Consider the following 22,049-nt stretch of genomic DNA (forward strand, 5'->3'; position numbering starts at 1 on the left):
CCGTGTTGGTATGTATCGATTTATACAGGCTCTATATAAGCATGAATACCACTGATATAAGTAAGTTGCGTAATATCGCAATCATCGCCCACGTTGACCACGGTAAAACTACCTTGGTAGATAAGCTTCTTCAGCAATCTGGAACGTTGGAATCTCGCGGCGTACAAGAAGAGCGCGTTATGGACTCGAATGACATCGAGAAAGAACGTGGTATCACCATCTTGGCGAAAAATACGGCAATTAACTGGCAAGATTACCGTATCAACATTGTTGATACTCCTGGACACGCTGATTTCGGTGGTGAAGTAGAGCGTGTAATGTCAATGGCTGACTCAGTGCTGCTGCTTGTTGACGCCCAAGAAGGTCCAATGCCGCAAACGCGTTTTGTTACTCAAAAAGCGTTTGCTCAAGGCCTTAAGCCTATTGTTGTTATCAACAAAATCGACAAGCCAGGCGCTCGCCCTGATTGGGTAATGGACCAAGTATTTGATTTGTTCGATAACCTTGGCGCAACTGATGAGCAGCTTGATTTCCAAGTTGTTTATGCTTCTGCACTCAACGGTTGGGCATCTAACGATGCTGACACACCGTCAGAAGATATGACTCCGCTTTTCCAAACTATTGTTGACCAGGTTGCTGCACCAGATGCTGATGCCAACGGTGGTTTCCAAATGCAGATTTCACAGCTAGATTACAACTCTTATGTGGGTGTAATTGGTGTAGGTCGTATCAGCCGCGGTTCAGTTAAAACCAACCAACAGGTGACAATTGTTACTGCTGATGGCAAAACTCGCAACGGTAAAGTTGGCCTAGTATATGGCTACCTAGGCCTAGATCGCCACGAAGTAGACAGCGCGAATGCGGGCGATATTATCGCTATCTCTGGTCTTGGTGAACTGAAGATCTCTGATACAATTTGTGACGTTAATGCCGTTGAAGCACTGCCAGCACTATCGGTAGATGAGCCAACTGTAACAATGACGTTCCAAGTAAATACATCACCTTTTGCGGGTAAAGAAGGTAAGTATGTCACGTCGCGTAATATTCTTGAGCGTTTGAACGACGAGCTTGTTCACAACGTTGCACTACGTGTTGAAGAAACGGCTGATCCGGATAAATTCCGCGTGTCGGGTCGTGGTGAGCTTCACTTAGGCATACTGATTGAAAATATGCGTCGTGAAGGTTACGAGCTTGCCGTTTCTCGCCCAGAAGTAATTCTGAAAGAAGAAGACGGCAAAACAACTGAACCGTTTGAAACACTGACCGTTGACTGTGAAGAACAGCATCAGGGTTCTATAATGGAGCAGCTTGGTCTTCGTAAAGCAGAAATGACTGATATGTCTCCAGATGGCAAAGGTCGTGTTCGTATCGACTTCGTTATTCCAAGTCGTGGTCTTATCGGTTTCCAAACAGAATTTATGACAATGACGTCTGGTTCTGGTTTGCTATACCATTCATTCGATCACTACGGTCCTTACAAAGGCGGCATTATTGGTAAGCGTAAAAACGGTGTTCTCATTGCCAACGCTAACGGTAAAGCACTGACTAACGCATTGTTCAACCTTCAAGAACGTGGTCGTTTGTTCATCGGTCATGGTGTTGAAGTTTACGAAGGTATGGTTATCGGAATTCACAGCCGTGACAATGACCTAACGGTAAACGCGTTGAAAGGTAAGCAGCTTACTAACGTTCGTGCCTCTGGTACTGATGAAGCGCAAACACTTGTACCACCGATCAAAATGTCTCTAGAGCAAGCCTTAGAGTTCATCGATGAAGATGAATTGGTAGAAGTTACGCCTGTATCTATTCGTATCCGTAAGAAGTTGCTTACAGAGAACGAACGCAAGCGTGCGTCGCGAGCGCCAAAATAGTTAACGCGATAATCTCATCGTTTAAACGTTAAAAAATGCCAACCTCGTGTTGGCATTTTTGTTTTTGCTTCTCTGTTATTTGAATGCACGGCGCTTAAAACGATAATGTTTAAAGCCATGTTGTTTGAAAGAATTTGCGTTTGAAAGCATGGCGTTTGAAAGAATTGGCAAACTTCTACCAAAGGCGAGTAGCCATTTGGGCGATTTGACCCTACACTTTGACATATTGTTGCTATGGACTGTCTAGCTAAAGGGCATTTTTCGAGAGGTTTGTAATGCTATCTGTCGCTGTAATTGAAGATGATCTCATCACTCTCGATTTAATCACTGTTACTCTTGAAACCGAACTTAATGCGACGGTTTATCCTTTTAGTAGAAGCAAATTGGCCCGGGATTTTCTGTTACAGCAAACCACCGATTCTCTTAATCTAATTATAAGTGACCAAGTAATGCCCGATTACGACGGACTAAGCCTGTTAAAGGTATGCCGTGCTAGAGGGTTAGATATTCCTTTTCTGCTGATAAGCGCCGACCCGAATAAGGCGCTTGTATTAGCCGCGGTAAAACTGAAGGTCGCTGGCTTCCTTGCTAAACCAATCAGAATGGAAGAACTTGTGGCAACGTCTAGCAAAGTGACAGCAGCGTTAATTTAAACAACAGCTAACCTCGATTCGCTTCATCACTTGTCAGCTAGTCCTAATTAAGTACAAATTGTTATAGGGAAAGTTGTTATTTGCCCTAGTTTCTTATAATGCAAAAATTTACACTCAATCCATAACTTTCTCGGCAACAGGATGTAGTGTGAGCGCATTATTTGATAATACTCCTTCTCGTAAAGATACCCATTCATTTAAATGGCAGAAATATAAGGGCAAAGACATTATTCCGGCTTGGGTAGCAGACACGGAATTTTCTTGTGCCCAGCCCATACTCGATGCTATTTCGGCGCAAGTTGCACATGGCAACATGGGGTACATGCTTCCTGGTCAACACACTAGTGCTATTAATGCAGTAGTACGTTGGTTAAAAGAAAAGCACGATTGGCATATTGAACCTGAATGGTTGGTATGGACGCCAGGTGTGGTGCCGGCCTTTAACACAGCGTGTAAGGCATACTGCAGTGCGGGCGACAAAGTACTCATCCAAACCCCTAACTACCCGCCTCTTTTGGCTGCTCCTAAGCTTAACGGATTAGAGCGGGTGGATATTGGTACGGTTATCGACACAGAAAGTGATACTCTGCGTCATACACTCGATTTTGACGCCCTTGAGCGCGAAGCAGCCGATCCAAAATGTACGCTCTTCATTTTGTGTAACCCCATGAACCCTGTAGGCACGGTGTTAACGCAAGCGGAAATAGACCAAATAGCTGATATTTGCAGCAAGAATAATGTGAAACTGTGTTCTGATGAGATTCATTGCGATCTCATTTTAGAGACAGGTAAGAAGCATATTCCTGCCGGTCGCGAAGCGTCGCTTGCTGACAATAGCGTCACCCTTATGGCGGCAAGTAAAACGTTCAACATTGCAGGTCTTGGAACGTCTTTCGCCATCATTCCAAATAGAGCCTTAAGACAGTCATTCACTAATGCGGCAGCAGGCATTGTTCCATGGGTCAATGTGATGGGCTTAGCCGCCACTGAAGCAGCTTTCACGCAATGTGACGACTGGCACGAGCAAGAACTCGACTACCTTCGTGGCAATCGAGACAGAGTGTTTAAGGCTATCAATAATATCGACGGGCTTAGCATGCTCAAAGCGGATGCTACTTTTTTAGCATGGGTAGATGCAAGTGGGCTAGGCGTTGACAATGTGCAAACGTGGGCGGAACAAAAAGGCGTGGGCCCATCTCCGGGTGTTGACTTCCATAAGGCTGACCATTTCAGAATAAACTTTGGCTGTAGTCGAGCCATGCTAGAGGATATATTGGTTCGTCTGGGCGCTTAAAAGATTATATAAAAAGAGTGATTTAAAAGTACCGCTTAAAAAAGAGCGTTTAAACTAGCTCTCACGCTATAAGTTAAACGAAGAGAGCCTTGTTAACAAAGCCTTGTCATAGCCACAAGGCTTTCTTTTTTGGTGGTACTGAGTTGCGTGAAATTGTGTTGATATTACGTTGGCATAAATCGCTGCGCCCGTTGTGTCCATGATGCAGCTAAACCTTTTATAAAGCTCAAAGCGCTTTTATAAAAAGCAGGCTAGCTAAAAACGTTGATCAATTTATAGCAGCCCAAGCCCACAACGGTGCCAACCACAATAATACCGGCAGCATTGCTCTTCCAAGAATTCCTAAACGCGCCTAAAGCCTGACTTTTATTCATAACGACCAGTAGAAAAATAGCGATAACGGGAAGTAGCAGCGCGTTAGTCGCTTGGGCGAACAATATGGCTGGTAATGGTTTAAAACCAAGAGCGGCCACACTTACCCCAACCAAAATAATCACCATCCACACCGCTTTGAAGCTTTTGCTTTTCATGTCATCGCTTAAGCCTAACGCACCTGTTACGGCATAGGCCGCAGCTAACGGTGCGGTAATAGCGCTAGTTAAACCCGCTGAGAATAAACCTAAGGCAAAAAACCACTGCGCTTTATCGCCAAGAACAGGCTTTAGCTGCTCACCCATATTGCTAGCATCCATGGTGGCAGCTTGATTGAAAAATGCCATCATGGCGGTTGCCATGACAATAAGCGTGATAAGGCCACCCATGCTAATGGCTCTTGCTGACTGGCTTCGACAGGCCACAACCGCCTGTTGCTTATCTTGTCCCTTAGAGGATTTAGCGACCAGGCTAGCGTGCAAAAATAAATTGTAGGGGACGATGGTCGTACCGATTAACGCCAGCACGGTAGTAATGGCATCGCTGTTAAGTTTAGGTGACGTTAACTGGCTGAACATTGCCGATAGGTCGGGCTTGGCAACGAGTAGGGTTATTAAAAATACTCCAGCCATTATAAACACTAAATATACCAGTACGGTTTCTATCCACTGGTAGCTACCAGAGTACAGCAGAATAATGGCAATGGCGCCTAAAATACTAGCCCAGGGGCCAATACCAATACTGATAAATGCATTAAGACCAATAGCCGCTCCTGTTAAGTTTCCAGATTCATAAGCCGCATTTCCAATGCCAATGGCACTCACAATAAGAATAATAAATACGGTTTTAAGCCATGGCTTATAGGCCATATCTTTCATAGCACCAGCAAGGCCTTGACCGGTTGCAACACCGAGCCGAGCGGCCATATCTTGCAAAATAATCGTTGCGAAAACAGAAAAGATCAGCGCCCACACAAGGTGAAAACCAAAGTTTGCGCCCGCTAAACTAGCAGTGGTAACAGTGCCAGGGCCAATAAAGGCGGCCGCGATGATATATCCTGATTTATCTTTTGCCATTTGCAACGACTCTTAGTTATGTTTTGCTAGTATGATAACAGCTAGACGGACAATAGGTAGACAGACCCTAGACATAAAAAGCAGTCTGCGCTATCTGATATCCATGTTAAAAAAGGCGCGCAGCCTAACGTTTCAAAAATCATAACGCAAACGAAAATGAGAAGACGCCGTGAGTGAGTTATTACCAATAGAAATTATAAAGCCAGTAATAGAGCAAGACAGTTTTCGCAGCGTCTTACCCTGCGCAGAGAAGGTGGATGGAATGATTTTTGCCGTTGCTGCATGCCCTGACATTCCGATGCCGGAACAGTGGATGCCCTGGCTTATTCAAAGTGGCGCTAGTCGACTAGTAGACAGCGATGTGGATATTTTGGCCGATACACTGATGAATGGCTTGCGTTCTCATTTAGACTATATGCGTCAAGGTCGAATTGCATTACCACCTTATTGTTATTGTGTGGATGCTATTGAGTCTAACGATGACACCAAACGGCCAAGCGACGCGCTATCCCAATGGCTAACCGGTTTATTGTATGTTCATAAAAATGTGGAGTCAGTATGGCAAAACGCGTGGCAACAAGCAGAAAAAAAGGAGAGAAATGCTGAAACGGGCTCAAGTGAGCCACCGGAGGCACGACTCACGCGATGTTTGAAGATGTTTTCAACGCTGGCCAACATAGAGTTAGCGTATCAGCAAAGACGTGTAGAGCAAGTCGCTCAACTTAGCGAGAACCTGCCGTTACTCATACAACAGCTACCTGCACTACTTAAAGATTACACCAACCTTGCCGGTGATTTGGCGTGCGCTTTACCCAATCAGTTCGAGACCTTTAGTAAGTCGACGGAGAATAAGGCAACGGACAATCAGTCTTAGGGCGCAGCCTTTGCAGTGACAGCTAGCGATGTCTTTGTTGAAGGTATTTGTCATTAAGAGTTTGTTTAAGAGACGAGGTGTAGGTATCGAGCGCTATTTTCGCCTCTTCGTATTGCTGATTAAGTGATAGCGAGTTGGGCTCACGCATGAGGGCTTTAAATGCAATGTCGGTTTGCTTCAATAGCTCTTTCAAGTGCTGATTACTGTCGTCCATGGTCTTCCCTGTATTTTAGCGTTACGTACGAACGTAAGTTCTTGTTTCTAAAGCATTGCTTCAAATGCTGTAGTACTCAGGCAACGAGGCTTAGTCACTATCAACTTCCTTATCATAGACCCAGAATGTGAGTATGACACTGTTATTGAACGTATTAAGCTGCAATAAGTCGAACTTCCTTCATTGCATCTTTCTCGCTGCTTTTTGTCCTATCCATTTACTTTGCTCTTTTGTGTAGGTTGAGATGCCTATGCAGGATTAGATGTTAAAAAGGTTTCAAAATAGCAAGGCATACTACTGCGAAGATAATTAATACCGGCGCCTCATTTAATATGCGATAAAAGCGTGGAGTGTGTGTATTTTCATCGCGAGCAAATTGCTTCATTAGCTTAAACAGATAGAAGTGATAGCCATAAATGGCAAGTAAAAGAAGAATTTTTATATGTAGCCATCCCGACGCTTTAAACCATGCGCCGCCGTAACTTACGATAAGCGCAATACCAAAGGCCAGTGTGAGTAGCGCAAAGGGGGTGACAAAATACCAAAGGCGTCGTTCCATGACTTTAAATTCGTCTTTCACTACCTGTGACGTTGTCGTGGCGTGATACACGAAAAGGCGAGGCAGATAAAAAAGGCCAGCCATCCAGGCCAACATAAAAAAGAGATGAAGCGCCTTAAACCATAAAATGTGCATACTAGTAATTTGCCTTCAGTAAAAAGCTTTGGAGAATATTCCAGGTAATAACGCCAATGATATCGTTATAGTCTTGGTCGTAAATATAAACTGCGCCAGAACGCGATTTTTTAAGATGTTCGTACACTTCATGCAGTGTCGACTGTGCGCTGAGGCCTTCCATTTGATAATAGCTAAGCGCTGTAGCGTCGTGTTCCAAGCTCACATTGTATTGCACCAGCTTGTACTGAACATCAATTTCAAATTTAGACTGCTGAACCACTATTTTGGTTGGCTCTTTTTCCAAATGATCGGTCAGCGCTTTCTCTGGCGCATCGTTAAACAGTTTATAGTCTGTATTCATGGCGGCCAGTACACCGGTTTTCTCTAGTGCTTCTCTAATGGAGGAGATGGCGTAAGGCAAGTTTTGATAGTCGAGCTGGAGAATGAAAATAGAACGATTTTTAAAAAATTGGGTTGAGGTAACGTATGCCGGCACAATCACCAGCATTGCTGGAAGTATAATTTGAGGGCTATAAGACAGCTCCATTACGGCAGAAAGTGCAGCTAACGGTGCATGCAATACAGCGGTAAGCATGCCTGCTATCCCTAAGAGAGCAAAACTATTGGTAAATTCGGGCACATCAATAAAGTATGACAGCGGCAATAGCAGCACTGCGCCAGCGAGCATGCCAATGACCATCACTGGGCCAATAATACCGCCTGGGATCCCAAGCCCAATGGCAAAAACCGCAAGAATGACTTTAAACACCAGCACCGACACTAACAAGAGTGTGCCGGGATCACTGTCAAACAGGTGCTCTACATCAATAAAGTTTGCGCCCAACGCCTCTGGAAGTAGTGCGCCTACGGTTCCGGTGATACAGGCGGCAAGAATTAAACGCCACACCATAGACACCGGTCTAAACCACGTCATCACCCGCATTAGCTGTCGGTTGAACAAGGTAGCTAACATGCCAAGTAGTATACCTAATACCACTAAGTACAAGTACATCCACTGACTAAACGCGGTGAATGAGAGAAAGGAGAGTTCATTGACCTCACCAAACACGCTGCGCGCAAGCACCGAGCCGCAGGCCGCCGCAAGCATAATAGGTACAAAGATGTGAGTTTTGTACTCTCTTAATACCACTTCCATGACGAAAATAACGGCGGCAAAAGGGGTATTAAACGAGGCGGAAATACCCGCCGCGATACCACAGCCGGCAAGTATCCTCACGCTGTTGTAGGGCAAGCGCAGCCACTGTCCCAATAGGCCGCTGCTTGACGCTCCCATATGAACAGAAGGGCCTTCTCTGCCAACTACAAAGCCGCCGGCCAGCGCGAGCATGCCACCAAAAAATTGGTTTATTGTGGTTCGAAAAGGAATGTTGCCGTAAAAATATTTTACTCGGTGAATAACGAATGGAATACCAAGCCGGTAATGCTTAAAACCGGTTAAAAAGGCAATGAAAAGAATAATCGCTACACTGATAAGCGGCATGAGCAGTAACACTAGCCAATCGTGAGCCAGCCAGGATGTTAGCGTAGCCACGCCACTTTCGCGTATCCATTCAACGCACAGACGAAACAGAATAATGATAAGCGCAGCAAGGGTTCCTCCAACAATGCCCAAAAGGCATAATTGAACCGATGTGCGTGGGTGAGCCACTTCCTGTCGTAAAGCCTGAAAGCGCATGATGTGGTACAGTAAAGTAATTGTGTTATAAAGCTTACCACAACCACTTAAATTTCATAATGTTAAGAATGTAGTCTTAGCAGTAATCAGCATTGAACAAGATTTACACACAGCCAACTATGACAACAGACCAACTCAAAACACTTCTTGGCAACCACAAATTCGCTTTGTTAGTCGCGTTTCTAATGCTGATAATGCTTGGCTTCGGCTTTCAATTAGCGCGTTATATAGACAAAGGCGATGGGTTAATTGTGAAAGCGCAAAAAGAAACTATCGCCATCCTGTCCACTGACAATAATAAGCTGACCACGCGTGTGAATCAGTTAGATGTAGAAATGGAACTCACGCAACTCGAAAATGAGTCTCTTACAAAAACACTTGTCGAGATTAAGCAGCAGCTTGAAGAGCAGCAGCAGCTACTGACTTTTTACGAGAGGGTAGTTGCGCCAGAGAAGTCTGACAGCATATTTGTTGCCGACGATATCGAACTATTTTCACTTGGCGATAATAACTATCAGTTGCGAATGGTATTGCTGCAGCCTACTCAGCAGAAATCTGTCATTAACGGCTCGCTTAAGCTAATCATAAAAGGGGAGCTGGGGGGTGAAGCCGTGGCGTATAAGTCAAACGATGATAACTTTATTGGCGATGACATTACGTTTCGCTTCCGCTATTTCCAAGCAGTGAGCATAGACTTCTCGCTCCCTGAAACCTTTGAGCCCGAATCTCTTTTGCTCTTCACCACAGTGTATCGATATAAAACGAACAAGGGTAATTATGAGCGAACGCTGCTTTGGAGCGACATCGAAACGGATGTTCGAAAGAATGGCCTGTCACAAAGCCCAGTTAGCTCGCTTTAATAAAGCCAGCCGCCTGGGGCGAACTGGCTTTTAGGTTTTCCAGCGCTAGGTTATTACCTTTACTGCGCTAGGCTGACACCTCTACTGCGCTACGCTGACACCTCTACTGCGCTACGCTGACACCTCTACTGCGCTACGCTTTGACCGTTACAGTGCCTTTCATAATACCAATGTGGCCTGGGAAAGAGCAGAAGAACATGTACTCCTCGTTAGCGTCTAGCCCCTTTACTGAAAAGGTTGCTGTTGCCTCTTCACCGCCACCAATGACATCAGTAGCGCCAATCACTCTTGCATCGTTTGGCTTCAAGTAATTGTTAGCTAAGCCAGCACTCATGCCGTCAGTGGCGACTGCTTGGCCGTCTGCTTTAGTCGTCATTACCCAGTTGTGCCCCATGGCTTGCTTAGGCAACTGTCCCGTGTGCTTTAACGTGACGGTAAAGTCGTCGCAGGTTGCAGGAATGACCACATTAGCTGTGTTGAATTTCATTGCATCATTACTTTCAACCGTTGTGGCGCATTCGTCTGCCGCCGCCGCGTTAGTTGCTGTCAATAATGCTGCAATAGCCAATGGAAACGATAGCGCTGTACTGAACAATAATTTTCTCATCACATTTTCCTTTTTTTACTACATGAGGCGGCAATTGCCAGCCTACTAATTTTCTTACCTTTTTTACGCTGCGGGTTAATGAGAGATCACCTTATTGATAATAGTTATCATTAATTTCTTGTTGGCTTTGTTATACAGTTGTTTCAACGATAAAGTGATCAAAACCGTAAAATAGCATTACAAACTTGTAAGGTTAGAGGTAGGGCAAACATACCTCGATGTATTGCGTTTTTTAACGCATCGATTTAGCCCGACTTATTTAACCCTACTTGGTTAACCCCATTTATTTAACGAGATGTTTGAATTGCAAAAAGGATGAATGCTATGACTAAAACGCGAGTGGAAAAAGACAGTATGGGCGAATTAAACGTACCCCATGATGCCTTGTATGGCGCGCAAACACAGCGTGCGATTAATAACTTTCCAATTAGTGGTCAGCGATTACCCGAACCTTTTATCCGCGCACTCATCACCGTAAAAAAGGCAGCCGCGCTAGCCAATATGAAACTTGAAGCCCTCGACGAATCAAGAGGGAAGGCAATTGTAAGTGCCTGCGATGAGCTTCTTAATAGCAATGATGTCATGGCGCACTTCCCGGTTGATGTCTTTCAAACGGGTTCGGGAACCAGTTCAAACATGAATGCCAACGAAGTGATAGCTACTGTGGCGAGTCGCTATTTGAGAGAGACTATTCACCCAAACGAGACTATCCACCCAAATGAGACTATTCACCCTAACGATCACGTCAATTATGGTCAAAGTTCGAATGACGTTATACCCACCACTATTCATGTTAGTGCGGCATTAGAATTAGAAAAGCACCTCATTCCCGCTGTTGAAATACTGATTGCGCAAATAGAAGAAAAAGCAGAGTCGGTATCCCAGTACTGTAAAACAGGTCACACACACTTAATGGATGCCATGCCAATAAGAATGGATCAAAGTTTGTTGTCATGGTCGGCGCAACTTAAACAACAGGTAAGTACACTTCGCTCCCATCAACCTGCGATTCAATCTCTTGCCCAAGGCGGCACTGCCGTGGGTACAGGTATCAACGCCCACCCAGATTTCGCCGCTACATTTGCAGATACCATCAGCGAGTTAACAGAGCTAAAATTTACCCCAGCAGAAAATTTCTTTGCTGTTATTAGCTCTCAGGACACAGCGATTAGTTTGTCAGGCGCGGTAAAATCCCTTGCCGTCACCATGATGAAAATTTCCAATGATTTACGCTGGATGAACTCGGGGCCTCTTGCCGGTTTAGGGGAAATAGCGCTAGAAGCATTACAACCAGGCTCTTCAATTATGCCTGGAAAAGTAAACCCGGTTATACCTGAAGCTGTTGCCATGGCCAGTGCGCAGGTTATTGGTAACGATGGGGCAATTACCATTGGCGGTCAGTCTGGTAACTTCGAGCTCAATGTTATGCTGCCGATGATAGCGAGTAACTTACTTTCCTCCATCACCTTAATGACAAACAGCGCTTCGCTTATTGGCGAAAAGGCAATTAAAACATTTTCCGTTAACAAAGAGGCCTTAGAGGAAGTGCTTTACCGAAACCCGGTGTTAGTGACCGCGTTAAACCCTGTGATTGGTTATGCCAAAGCGGCCGAAATAGCCAAGGTGGCCTACAAAGAAAATAAGCCTATTTTAGAGGTGGCAGAAGCAATGACGGATATACCGAAAGACGAGCTGACTGCATTGCTCGACCCCAAAAAGCTAACGTCAAACCGTGAATGAAACAGTTGTTATATGGGGTAAGTAGTTTACTCGCAGTCGACCAAAAAAACGGCCTTTGTAATTGCTTTTGCAAAGGCTTCTATCACTATTTTCTATAAGGCTTTTCTTATCGATTATATTTATTGAAGCCTGCCTTTCGATGCAATTGCACAGCCTTTCGTTTTTATTTTCTTTTATTGGCTATTAAGTAGACGTTTATGGGAATGATGTTCGCTTTATAGTTGCTGTAAAGGGGATTTTTGATACAGTTAACATACAAGTGTGACGCAGCGTTTTATGGCCTTTACAGCCAGCGTCCTATAAGTCTTTCGGGAAAATTAAATGACAGCAACGTGCTTTCGCATGAAGGGTACTACGCTCACCAGCATAGTACTGGAAGTAATCGACTTTGAGCCAGATGCATTTACATCGCAATTAGAGAGTAAAGTCGCCAGTGCACCTCAGTTTTTTACGCGTTCCTCGCTGATAATACACCTAATGAAGTCACTCTCTGCAACGGAGTTTGAACTACTTATTGCACTTTGCCGACGCCTGCAATTGCAACCAATGGCGGTAAAAGGTGAGGTGGGAGCGCTAAAAGCCGTCATCAACGACCTTGGGCTTGCTGATGTTAGTCAAAGTAAGTTTAGTGACAGCGAAGTAAACGCGCCTAGAAGCGAACCCGCAAAGGAAAAAGCTTCAGATCGTGATAAGCAGAATTCACATTCAACGGTTAATTACCAAGCAGCAGAGCCCGTGGCGACACCCACTGCCGCGGCCCTAAAACCGGCAAAAGTCATTATGCGCCCAGTGCGCTCAGGTCAGCAAGTTTATGCCGAAGGCAGCGATTTGGTAGTGACAGCGTCAGTCAGCGAAGGGGCTGAGCTATTGGCCGATGGTAACATTCATGTTTACGGCACGCTGCGAGGCAGGGCGCTTGCGGGTGTAAAAGGAAATAGTAGCGCACGGGTTTTTTGCCAGTCTCTTGATGCAGAACTCGTTTCAATTGCAGGGCAGTTTATTATGCACGACACCGTGAAAGGTGAATGTTGGAAAAAACCTGCTCAAATATATTTAGAAGAAGATACATTACGCATAAAGGCGTTGGTTTAACGGTTTGTGCGGGTACAAAGGAAAACAGTAAATGGCTAAGATTATAGTAGTAACATCGGGCAAAGGCGGTGTGGGTAAAACCACGTCAAGTGCAGCAATTAGCACAGGTTTGGCGTTGGCAGGTCACAAAACCGTGGTTATCGACTTCGATGTAGGCTTGAGAAACCTCGACCTTATCATGGGGTGTGAGCGTCGCGTGGTGTATGACTTCGTTAACGTTATCAACAAAGAAGCGTCGCTTAAACAGGCACTTATAAAAGATAAGCGCACCAGCAATCTATTTATACTGCCTGCCTCGCAAACCAGAGACAAGGACGCGCTTACTATTGAAGGCGTACAAGCGGTATTAGACGAGCTTAAAGAGAGCTTCGACTTTATTATCTGTGACTCACCAGCAGGAATTGAGCAAGGTGCACAGATGGCGCTTTATTTTGCTGATGAAGCCATTGTAGTGACAAACCCTGAGGTGTCGTCAGTACGAGACTCAGACCGTATTCTTGGTATTTTACAAAGCAAATCGATGCGCGCAGAGCAAGGCAAAGCAGTAAAAGAGCATTTACTGCTTACTCGCTATAACCCGGCTCGAGTAGAAACAGCAGAAATGCTTAGCGTTGCAGATGTAGAGGAAATCTTAGCTATTCCGCTACTTGGTGTAATACCAGAGTCAGAGTCTGTGCTTAAAGCATCTAACCAAGGCCAGCCTGTTATTCTTGATGAAGAAGCCAATGCAGGGCAAGCCTATACCGATGCCGTAAAACGTCTGCTTGGCGAAACCGTTGAACATCGTTTCCTTGATGCTGAGAAAAAAGGATTCTTCAAGCGTCTACTAGGAGGTAAGTAATGGGCATTTTCGATTTACTAAAGAAGAAGCAAAAGCCAAGCACAGCGGCGGTGGCAAAAGAGCGCTTACAGATTATTGTGGCTCATGAGCGCAGAAAGCGCACTGAACCCGATTATTTGCCGATGATGCAGCAAGAGATTATCCAAGTTATTCGCAAGTACGTGGCAATAGCGGACGATCAAGTGTCTGTACAGTTAGATAACAACGATGACTGTAGTGTGTTAGAGCTAAACGTCACGTTGCCAGAGTAGTTAGTTTTTACTTGTACCGAATTAAACTCACGTTATTTGCCGTAAATACTGATGTATTAGATACTAAGGCATAGTAAAATGAACGAAAAGTAATTAACGTTAGGGGTAAATATGTCAGTCGAAACGGCGTTGCCAATAGAGTTTTCTGATGCGGCGGCACATAAAGTGAAAGCGCTGATTACCGAAGAAGAGAACACAGAGCTTAAGTTGCGTGTTTACGTTACCGGTGGCGGGTGCTCAGGGTTTCAGTATGGTTTCACTTTCGATGAGAAAGTCAATGAAGGCGATATGACCATTGAAAAAGACAGTGTAACACTGGTTGTTGACCCAATGAGCTTACAATATTTAGTCGGCGGTGTTGTCGATTATGTTGATGGGTTAGAAGGCTCTCGATTCTTAGTGCAAAACCCTAATGCCACAACAACGTGTGGATGCGGAGCTAGCTTCAGCGTATAAGGTCGCCCATCTTAAACCCAGTAGCGGGCAGATATAGTTTTTTCATTTTATATCTGCCTAATTTACCCTCTTTTGTTGTTCCTCAATTTTATCCATTTTCATTTCGTTTCATCCTTTTCATAGAGGCAACTTTGTGTCTACACTATGATTAAAGCATAACTATGGAAGGACGCAATTGTGAAATTATATGGCTCCACAACTTCTCCGTATGTAAGACGAATCCGCATTGTGCTCGCTTCAACAGAGCATGAATTCTTAAATTTAGATATATTCTCTGGTAATGACAGGCTACTGCTAGCTTCGCGCAACCCCACAATGAAAGTGCCTTGTTTAGAAGATGGCAGTGAAATTATTCTCGATTCGCGCATTATTTATAACTACCTTGCCGAAAAGTATAACTACGAGCGACTCTCGTGGAAGGCTGAGAATCAATTAACCTTAATTGACGCAGTCAACGACTCCCTAGTACAGCTTTTACTGCTCAAGCGCTCTGACTTTGATATTGAAAAAGAAAAGTTATATTTCAACTTGCAAAGGGAACGTATAGAGGGCGTGTTATCTATACTTGCAAAGCAAATAAATGAGGGGAAATTTGCAGGCTGGCACTATCCTGAAATATGCCTTTACTCATTAGTCGATTGGGTACTGTTCCGAGAGCTACACGACATGCGAGATTATCCTGAGCTACTGATGTTTCATGAAAAACATCAAAACAAAATTGAAGTGACAGCTACCGATCCTCGCACATAAATTTGCACTGCTGATAACCTCTAATAGCCCTTTGTGAAGTCGAGTTTATAGCGTAGCGGTTGATGGTTGAGATAGCGCTCGGCATTGTCTAAAAACACCTGTGCCACATCTTCAGGTTGAGACTCTGCCGCAGTGTGAGCAGTTACCGTTATTTTTGGGTGATGCCAAAATGGATGAGTAGCTGGCAATGGTTCATGGTCAAAAACATCTAAAACAGCGTGAGCCAGCCGGCCTTCGTCTAACGCATTAATTAATGCGTCATCGTCTATAGCGCTTCCTCGCCCTGCATTGATTAAAATAGAATGGGGCTGTAGGTGAGCAAAGAAGTCTTTAGAGAGCAGCTGCTGGGTGTGCGAGGTGTCGGGCATAAGATTAACAACGTGATCGACATTCTCTGCAAATTGGTTAATTTGCGAAGGCATATACATGGCGTCTGCACCGTCGACTGGCTTAGCGCTTCTCGACACGCCAATCACTTTCATCCCAAAACTACGTGCTACAGGAATAAGCGCACGGCCGATATTACCTAAACCAATAATACCCAGTGTTAAACCGTTGAGGGGAAAGCGTGTCTCAGCGCGCCACACCGGTGGCTCAGCGTTTTGATTCGCGGCAAATGCGGGTATGTTTCGTGCAAACTGTAGTAAGTAGGCAAACACATACTCACGCATTAACTCCCCAAATACGCCTTTTAGCCCCGTTAATTCATAGTCAGTTTTTTCAAGGTTGAGAAGTGGAGCATTGCCAGCCCAGGTAGATTGGCACCATTTCAAATGCTGGCAGCGCGGAATAACCCTAGCCGCTAGATTGGGATCTGCAAGCAGCACTTCGGTGTTATCACAGTCGATATCCTCGGTGCTCTCAGTGGCGATGCTTATATCAATGTACTGAAAAGTATCGGGTAAAATTTCCGCTTTTGTACGAATAGCGTCAGCAATCTGCTCTGCCTCGTTGCTTAAAATGACGACTTTTAATGGTTTTTGAGCGCTTTCATTCATTCAGATTTTACTCTTAAGTAAACTTTTCTTTCCTAGTGCATGTTCATCTATCGCATGCCTGTTTGTTCTCAAATTGTAAATATCGTTTTAAGTTTTAGTTAATGGTTTGCTTTTTAGCTTAGCCAACAGTCCTAATCCAATTTCACTATTTTAATGGAACTATCATGCAGTCGGATAATACCCACAATCATTCTATCTCGGTTGAACACGCTAAAGTACTTTCACCTAAACGCAATACCACTGAGGCCAATACCACAGAGGATTTAGTTAGCGAACAGCTAAGCCATTTTGGCATCGATGCGTCTAGCGACTACGGCAAGGCTTTAGCACAAACCGCGCACCACCTATATGGCGCACAATCAAGTGTAATGGAGCTGTGGAATATTACTACCAACACATTGCAAACGTTGGACAAAGAAGACAGGGTCGCCTATTTCAATGCTAAAAAGTTCTTGTCTTTTCAAATTGCCAAGGTGCTAGATACATTACAAAACCCGTTTCGCGCAACTTATCAAAGTTTGTCTAGCGGCAATGGCTCTCAGGGTCATTACCCAATGTTTGATAACGTTACTGCGCTATTTTCAGCGACTCCGGTCGTGGTGAGAACAGCAACTTACGTGTATGCCTGCACAGAGTGGGTAGACGATGCATTTCAAGGCAAAGAGTTTACTCACCAAATATATTCTCGTTTACTGAACCCAACCAATATTTCCCTGGCGAACGCCATTGTGGACATGGAAGCAGGCCCCTATGCTTCTGAATACCTTGCTTGGAATTTTAACTCTGGAATGGCAGCGATTGATGCCATGCTGTCGAACGTATTAAGTCATGGCGACGTGTTAATTGTGTCTAGAAATGTGTATGGGGGCGTTTACCAGCTTCTTCACGATTTCTTCGCCAGAGAAAATAGGATGGATATTCAAATTGTGTGGTTCGACGGGTATGACAAAGAGAGCTTTGCAGATTTTATAGCACACACTAAGCATCAGCACGCTGAGCGTTTAAACAATGGTGCTTCAATGCATGTTTACATGGAGTCTCCGTGTAACCCCCATGGCTATGTTCTCGATGTGCCTGGTATCAGTGAGCTTGCTCATGCTGAAGGTGCGCTGGTAATGCTTGATTCTACGCTTGCCACGCCGGTATTACATCAGCCACTGCAGCATAAAAATAAAGCTGCACGCCCAGATTATGTTGTTCATAGCTATACCAAAGACTTGTGCGGCAGTGGCGCAACAACCGCTGGTGTGGTGATAGGTGAAGGCCACCGCATGTTTCAGCCTAAGGGAAGCAGTGTAGACGGTGTAGATTGGTCGCAAACCATGTTCTGGGACGTGTATTACATCAAGGGCGCTTTCTTAGACTCTGAAAAAGCGTTTGATGTATTAAATGGCATGAAAACGTTAGAGCAGCGAATGATGACGAAAGTTATCAATACACAAGTGTTTACGACATTTTTAAGCTCTCATCCGCTCATTAGAGTGAATTGCCATGCACTGCCAGAGCACGAAAATGCAGGACTTAGGGAAAAACAGCACGCTCATGGCTGGCCGTGTACCTTATTTACTATCGATATGGCACCCGCTGGTTTAGCGAAAGACGTATTTACTCGCTTTTTCGATGCCCTAGAGCCTGCGTTTAGTCATCAAGTGAGTATTGGTCAGAACAACACTATTGTGCTTTGCCCTGCGTTAACCTCGCATTCTGAGTTAAGTAAAGGCGAGCAGTCGAAAGCGGGAATTGAGCTTACTACTATGCGCATTGCGATGGGTAGCGATAACGTAAAGCAGCTCATTGCACATTTTATGCTGGCTTCTCGTCACTTCATTGATTCCAGCACGCCAGGGTTTAGTCATCAATTTATGAATAATGAGGCAATTGATGCGCTGTATGTAAAGGTAAGCCAAAGAGTCTGCGCTCAGCATTTTGGTGGTAAGCCCAGTATGAAGTCACTTATGGGCAACTCATGCTGAGGAATGATTATCTCAGCGCCATTCTAATGAGAAAATGGTATTAAGCTGGATTGTGGGAATATAGCCTTATTAGGTCACTCTTGTTCTGCGTTGTGAGATTCGAATAATTTCAAGGTAAGAAAAAGTTGATCCTTGATTTGATTGAACAATGTTTCTAAAGCGTCAAACTCTGCTTCTATAGCATGATCTTCTAGCATAGCGAGAGTGTTGTAAAGCGCAGCTGCGCCGACGTCACCACAATTGCCTTTAAAAGCATGGGCGTCCATTCTAATCTGCTCTCTGTCTTGCGCAGCGAATGCAGTGGTTAGAGATTGAACTTTAAGATCGCACTCGTTAGTGAACAACTGAATGAGTTGGTCTAACAATTTATGTCTTCCGCTCAATCGTGATAGGGCACTTTCTTTATCCCATAAAGTATCATTTTCTTGGTTGTTTTTTTGCTGCGAAGGCGCTTCTGATAGTGTTTCTTCATGTTCGTCGACGACAACAGTATTAGGCGACAACGCTTTGTTTGTATTAAATTGGTCGGTTATTTTACCAATCAGAATATCCGGTTCAATAGGCTTTGTCACATAATCGTTCATGCCCACCTGATAACATTTATCACTCTCGCCTTTCATGGCATTAGCGGTGACGGCTATAATATGAATAGACTGGTAGCCTTGCCCTGCGTCTCCACGTCTAATCGCTTTTGTGGTGTCGTAACCATCCATAACCGGCATATTACAGTCCATCATAATAAGGTCGAAAGTGTGAGGTGATTTTGTGAGCACATCTAATGCTTCTTTACCATTTCTTGCAGTGGCTAACGTGACGCCAAGGGGCTCTAAAATAAACTGAGCAACCTGCCGGTTAATTTCATTGTCATCAACGATCAGAACGCTATGTGACTTGAAAGAAACCATGCCAGACTCAGCGCTGTGAGCATTTTTTGTTTCAATGGTAGTTGTTCGACCAATCGACGTATTACCACTTAGTTGTGAGGCAAAAATAGAACGATATAAGGGAGTAATTAAATTAGTCGAGTTGTCTGGTAAGCTAAATGAAGGTTGAGATGAGTCAGATATTACTATCAATTTAATAGTCTGTGTGACTGAAGAAGGGAGTCCATTCCAACGGTCTTTAAATAAAGCAAAGTCTGGGTGTTGATAATCGACAACTAAAGCAGAGCATTGTGTGAACATTTGGGAGTGGAATGGGCCATTCAGCGTTAAAGCTTCGCCACCAAAGGATTTCACCATGTCATGCAAAAGTGTCAGTAACCCCGGGTTTTGAATGACTAATCCTGCACTTTTTCCCGCCATCAAACTTGTGGTGTTGTCGTGTTTTTCCCTCCAGTCTTCAACAGGAATGTCTAAACTAAAAACAGAGCCTTTTTCCAGTACCGAGCTTACTGATATTTCCCCACCCAAGAGTGAGAGTATCTGCTTACAAATTGATAGCCCTAGACCGGTGCCTCCATATTTAGCTGAGGTAGTGTCTTCGGCTTGGACAAAGGGTTCAAATAAACTGTCTACTTTGTCAGCGGCGATTCCAACGCCCGTATCTTTTACTTCAATATGTAAATAGCTGACGTGCGGCTTGATATCACTCCAAACCTTAACCCAGATCTCGCCTTGCTCGGTAAATTTTATTGCATTATTGAGTAGATTGTTGAGTACTTGTGTGAGTCTGTGGGGATCGCAATAAATTTGTGCAAAGCGCAAGTGGTTAGTATCTATGTAAAGGGTAAGGTTTTTATCTTTAGCAATAACCGACATGGTGCTGGTTACGCTCTCTAGCAGTGATTCTGGTTCGAAAAAACGAAAATTTAGCTCAAGTTTACCCGCTTCAATTTTGGATAAATCTAATACGTCGTTAATAACAGCGCGCAACGAATCTACGCTATTTTCTGCAATTTTGACGAGATTTATCTGTCTTTCATTCAGCGTTTCTTTTTTTAATAGGCTAGTGGCGCCAACAATGCCATTAAGGGGAGTACGCATTTCATGACTAACATTTGAAATAAAATTTGTCTTAATGTCATTTGCCTCAAGTGCTTTACCTATTGCTCTTTCAAGTTCCTCTGTACGCTCGGCTACCGTCGACTCAAGCTCTCGATTTACCGTTTCAACTTTATCAAGTGCTATTTTTTCACCTGTTACGTCTTGCACAACGACGGCATAAGCCGCATTAGACTGTTCCGCGCGCACCTTTGATACCTTGATCCGCAGCCACTTTTTATCGCTGTTCGCCGGTTCATAAAGCCAGTCATATTCAGGAAAGATGAGTTTTCGGCTCATCTCGTTGCACGCAACATCAAACTGAGTATCACCTAACTGCTGTAAAACATGAGACAGCGATGCTTTGTGTACATCGCCAATACGCAACGAAAAAAGCTGTTCAAACGCCCTATTTATTGAATTAACTTGCCAAGACGCGTCGGTGGTTATAATAGCGTCTTCTGCAACGTCCACCGCGGCCTCAGATTCTTCGCTTTTTTTCAGTAGTTCTGTTAGTTTTAAGTTGTTTCTCTGCAGAAAATATATTGCAACCAATGACACTGCCAGAACCCCAGCAAGCAGCAGCCATGATTGAATTCGTCGCGAAAACAGACCATCTTGGTATTGTTGTTCTGAAAGGAGTAACGATATCGTAAGCAGTCCGCCTTGAGGTGTTTGCGCAACGGTGATGGTTTGACTGTGTCCTATCCAGCTTTTTTCGTTGAAACTATACTGCGTCATTTCGCTGTTTAAAAACTGAGATTGTTCATAAATAGTTCTCAATGTAGCGTCGGGGGCTAAATCGCGGCTATATTCTAAACCTCTGTCGAAGTGCTTTATAAAAAAACCATCGCTGTCAGATAGTACAATATTGTATTTATTAGAAACCAGTTGCTCGATAGCGTTTAGTAAATCGGTTGTATCGACATTCATAACCAGTACACCAAAAAATTCATTTGTTGTACTGAAAATAGGTCGAGCAAGTCGTACTGTTGGCGTGTAAGGAAACGATAATGCATTATTTTCTTCGTTTAAGTCGATACGCGAGGTGAAAACTTGGCCGTCTACCATCGCTTTGGCTTGCAGAAAATAAAAGCGTTTGCTTTTGTCCTGTAGCTCACTATTGGTAAGGCGACGCACGCTGCCCTCCGCTTTATCAACTCTTACAATTTCATGACCCTGAGCATTGAGAACACGTAGCTGAAAAACGCTGCCGTTGCTTTGTATTAGGCTAGCGAAAATTTGCGCTAGGCGGTCTTTTAGGCGTGCAGTGGTGGTTCCGTCTAAGGGGTCTATACCATTATTTTGCGCAGCACGCGCAAGACCGCTAATAGGGGGCGTATTGTACAGCAAAGCCAAGTCGTCGTTAAATGCTTCAAACTCACTTACCAGCAAGGTCTCTAGTTCAAAAAGGTCATTGCGTATATCGTCGTTTAACTCTGTATTGTAAGAATTGATAACCTGTTTATTGGCAAAAAATGTCACTATAGAGATGCTAATTAAAACCAGCATTGAATAGAGTGCGGAGGATGCATGTATTTTCATTGGATACACAATTTATAGAGCAGCAGCGAGATTAATTACCGAAATCGGCGAACAAAAGCTCAAATTTCGTAGGAGTTAGCCAAAAGCAATCATATTTCTTCAACATTAAATTTAGATAGGTTCGCTACAAATAGCAACGTAATTATTGCAGGAAGAGTATAAAACTGTCTATATTTGTGTATAGATTTTTCCGCATATAATCTGCAACACAGTGTAATAATTTACGCA

19 protein-coding genes are annotated in these 22,049 nt (G+C 44.1%); 12 read left to right on the forward strand and 7 right to left on the reverse strand.

The annotated features are described in order from the left end of the window. The first annotated feature begins 41 nt into the window (after window positions 1–41). From typA to V7R39_RS15990, 3 genes are all read left to right on the forward strand, one after another. Window positions 42–1,871 carry a translational GTPase TypA gene (typA, locus tag V7R39_RS15980; RefSeq protein WP_334031927.1) on the forward strand — a complete coding sequence of 610 codons (1,830 nt, stop codon included), beginning with the start codon at window positions 42–44 and terminating at the stop codon, window positions 1,869–1,871. 275 nt (window positions 1,872–2,146) lie between these two features. Continuing rightward, window positions 2,147–2,524 (forward strand): response regulator, encoded by a 378-nt coding sequence (locus V7R39_RS15985; RefSeq protein WP_334031928.1) that lies wholly within the window; start codon window positions 2,147–2,149, stop codon window positions 2,522–2,524. A gap of 148 nt (window positions 2,525–2,672) precedes the next feature. Continuing rightward, window positions 2,673–3,818, forward strand: coding sequence for a MalY/PatB family protein (locus V7R39_RS15990; RefSeq protein ID WP_334031929.1), 1,146 nt, complete (start codon window positions 2,673–2,675; stop codon window positions 3,816–3,818). Between the two features lie 251 nt (window positions 3,819–4,069). Here V7R39_RS15990 and V7R39_RS15995 read toward each other — a convergent pair whose 3' ends face one another. Then, complete coding sequence (locus V7R39_RS15995; RefSeq protein ID WP_334031930.1) at window positions 4,070–5,266, reverse strand: Nramp family divalent metal transporter; 1,197 nt, start codon at window positions 5,264–5,266, stop codon at window positions 4,070–4,072. A gap of 169 nt (window positions 5,267–5,435) precedes the next feature. On the opposite strand from V7R39_RS15995, the gene V7R39_RS16000 reads away from it, so the two are divergent. Then, complete coding sequence (locus tag V7R39_RS16000; protein ID WP_334031931.1) at window positions 5,436–6,140, forward strand: UPF0149 family protein; 705 nt, start codon at window positions 5,436–5,438, stop codon at window positions 6,138–6,140. 22 nt (window positions 6,141–6,162) lie between these two features. On the opposite strand, the gene V7R39_RS16005 is transcribed toward V7R39_RS16000, so the two are convergent. The 3 genes from V7R39_RS16005 to V7R39_RS16015 all read right to left on the reverse strand — a co-directional run bounded on the left by V7R39_RS16005 (window position 6,163) and on the right by V7R39_RS16015 (window position 8,726). After that, on the reverse strand, window positions 6,163–6,354 hold the full coding sequence (locus V7R39_RS16005; protein WP_334031932.1) for a hypothetical protein: 192 nt from the start codon (window positions 6,352–6,354) through the stop codon (window positions 6,163–6,165). Window positions 6,355–6,619: 265 nt separating this feature from the next. After that, on the reverse strand, window positions 6,620–7,048 hold the full coding sequence (locus V7R39_RS16010) for a CopD family protein (protein ID WP_032097350.1): 429 nt from the start codon (window positions 7,046–7,048) through the stop codon (window positions 6,620–6,622). 1 nt (window position 7,049) lies between these two features. Beyond that, window positions 7,050–8,726 (reverse strand): chloride channel protein, encoded by a 1,677-nt coding sequence (locus V7R39_RS16015; protein ID WP_334031934.1) that lies wholly within the window; start codon window positions 8,724–8,726, stop codon window positions 7,050–7,052. A gap of 119 nt (window positions 8,727–8,845) precedes the next feature. Between V7R39_RS16015 and V7R39_RS16020 the strand changes: the two genes are divergently transcribed. After that, complete coding sequence (locus V7R39_RS16020; RefSeq protein ID WP_334031935.1) at window positions 8,846–9,586, forward strand: DUF6776 family protein; 741 nt, start codon at window positions 8,846–8,848, stop codon at window positions 9,584–9,586. 133 nt (window positions 9,587–9,719) lie between these two features. On the opposite strand, the gene azu is transcribed toward V7R39_RS16020, so the two are convergent. Beyond that, window positions 9,720–10,196, reverse strand: a complete 477-nt coding sequence (gene azu, locus V7R39_RS16025) for an azurin (RefSeq protein ID WP_334031936.1) — start codon at window positions 10,194–10,196, stop codon at window positions 9,720–9,722. A gap of 321 nt (window positions 10,197–10,517) precedes the next feature. On the opposite strand from azu, the gene V7R39_RS16030 reads away from it, so the two are divergent. The 6 genes from V7R39_RS16030 (at window position 10,518) to V7R39_RS16055 (ending at window position 15,323) form a co-directional block, all read left to right on the forward strand. Then, window positions 10,518–11,933, forward strand: a complete 1,416-nt coding sequence (locus tag V7R39_RS16030) for a class II fumarate hydratase (protein ID WP_334031937.1) — start codon at window positions 10,518–10,520, stop codon at window positions 11,931–11,933. 321 nt (window positions 11,934–12,254) lie between these two features. Beyond that, window positions 12,255–13,025: a septum site-determining protein MinC gene (gene minC / locus V7R39_RS16035; protein ID WP_334031938.1), complete on the forward strand. Its 771-nt coding sequence runs from the start codon at window positions 12,255–12,257 to the stop codon at window positions 13,023–13,025. A gap of 31 nt (window positions 13,026–13,056) precedes the next feature. Further along, window positions 13,057–13,866, forward strand: a complete 810-nt coding sequence (gene minD, locus V7R39_RS16040) for a septum site-determining protein MinD (RefSeq protein ID WP_071980489.1) — start codon at window positions 13,057–13,059, stop codon at window positions 13,864–13,866. Then, window positions 13,866–14,117 (forward strand): cell division topological specificity factor MinE, encoded by a 252-nt coding sequence (gene minE, locus V7R39_RS16045; protein ID WP_032097356.1) that lies wholly within the window; start codon window positions 13,866–13,868, stop codon window positions 14,115–14,117. The genes minD and minE overlap by 1 nt, the downstream gene beginning before the upstream one ends. Before the next feature lie 111 nt (window positions 14,118–14,228). Further along, window positions 14,229–14,573 carry an iron-sulfur cluster insertion protein ErpA gene (erpA, locus tag V7R39_RS16050; protein ID WP_163104394.1) on the forward strand — a complete coding sequence of 115 codons (345 nt, stop codon included), beginning with the start codon at window positions 14,229–14,231 and terminating at the stop codon, window positions 14,571–14,573. A gap of 177 nt (window positions 14,574–14,750) precedes the next feature. Further along, entirely contained in the window at window positions 14,751–15,323 is a 573-nt protein-coding gene (locus tag V7R39_RS16055; RefSeq protein WP_334031939.1) for a glutathione S-transferase family protein, read from the forward strand. 20 nt (window positions 15,324–15,343) lie between these two features. On the opposite strand, the gene V7R39_RS16060 is transcribed toward V7R39_RS16055, so the two are convergent. Continuing rightward, on the reverse strand, window positions 15,344–16,321 hold the full coding sequence (locus V7R39_RS16060; RefSeq protein ID WP_334031940.1) for a D-2-hydroxyacid dehydrogenase: 978 nt from the start codon (window positions 16,319–16,321) through the stop codon (window positions 15,344–15,346). Window positions 16,322–16,485: 164 nt separating this feature from the next. On the opposite strand from V7R39_RS16060, the gene V7R39_RS16065 reads away from it, so the two are divergent. Next, the gene (locus V7R39_RS16065) at window positions 16,486–18,294 is read left to right on the forward strand and encodes a trans-sulfuration enzyme family protein (protein ID WP_334031941.1); all 1,809 of its coding nucleotides are present in this window, start codon (window positions 16,486–16,488) and stop codon (window positions 18,292–18,294) included. A 74-nt stretch (window positions 18,295–18,368) separates the two neighbouring features. Here V7R39_RS16065 and V7R39_RS16070 read toward each other — a convergent pair whose 3' ends face one another. Continuing rightward, the gene (locus V7R39_RS16070) at window positions 18,369–21,821 is read right to left on the reverse strand and encodes an ATP-binding protein (protein ID WP_334031942.1); all 3,453 of its coding nucleotides are present in this window, start codon (window positions 21,819–21,821) and stop codon (window positions 18,369–18,371) included. Window positions 21,822–22,049: the final 228 nt, after the last annotated feature.

The organism is Alteromonas sp. P256 (assembly GCF_036864455.1).
Lineage (GTDB): Bacteria > Pseudomonadota > Gammaproteobacteria > Enterobacterales > Alteromonadaceae > Alteromonas.

Coding starts and splice junctions, on each gene's coding strand:
- V7R39_RS16070 (WP_334031942.1), bottom strand. CDS start 21,821: ATGAAAATACATGCATCCTCCGCACTCTATTCAATGCTGGTTTTAATT.
- V7R39_RS16030 (WP_334031937.1), top strand. CDS start 10,518: ATGACTAAAACGCGAGTGGAAAAAGACAGTATGGGCGAATTAAACGTA.
- typA (WP_334031927.1), top strand. CDS start 42: ATGAATACCACTGATATAAGTAAGTTGCGTAATATCGCAATCATCGCC.
- erpA (WP_163104394.1), top strand. CDS start 14,229: ATGTCAGTCGAAACGGCGTTGCCAATAGAGTTTTCTGATGCGGCGGCA.
- V7R39_RS16020 (WP_334031935.1), top strand. CDS start 8,846: ATGACAACAGACCAACTCAAAACACTTCTTGGCAACCACAAATTCGCT.
- minC (WP_334031938.1), top strand. CDS start 12,255: ATGACAGCAACGTGCTTTCGCATGAAGGGTACTACGCTCACCAGCATA.
- V7R39_RS16010 (WP_032097350.1), bottom strand. CDS start 7,048: ATGCACATTTTATGGTTTAAGGCGCTTCATCTCTTTTTTATGTTGGCC.
- V7R39_RS16060 (WP_334031940.1), bottom strand. CDS start 16,321: ATGAATGAAAGCGCTCAAAAACCATTAAAAGTCGTCATTTTAAGCAAC.
- minE (WP_032097356.1), top strand. CDS start 13,866: ATGGGCATTTTCGATTTACTAAAGAAGAAGCAAAAGCCAAGCACAGCG.
- V7R39_RS16015 (WP_334031934.1), bottom strand. CDS start 8,726: ATGCGCTTTCAGGCTTTACGACAGGAAGTGGCTCACCCACGCACATCG.
- minD (WP_071980489.1), top strand. CDS start 13,057: ATGGCTAAGATTATAGTAGTAACATCGGGCAAAGGCGGTGTGGGTAAA.
- V7R39_RS15995 (WP_334031930.1), bottom strand. CDS start 5,266: ATGGCAAAAGATAAATCAGGATATATCATCGCGGCCGCCTTTATTGGC.
- V7R39_RS16065 (WP_334031941.1), top strand. CDS start 16,486: ATGCAGTCGGATAATACCCACAATCATTCTATCTCGGTTGAACACGCT.
- V7R39_RS16005 (WP_334031932.1), bottom strand. CDS start 6,354: ATGGACGACAGTAATCAGCACTTGAAAGAGCTATTGAAGCAAACCGAC.
- V7R39_RS15985 (WP_334031928.1), top strand. CDS start 2,147: ATGCTATCTGTCGCTGTAATTGAAGATGATCTCATCACTCTCGATTTA.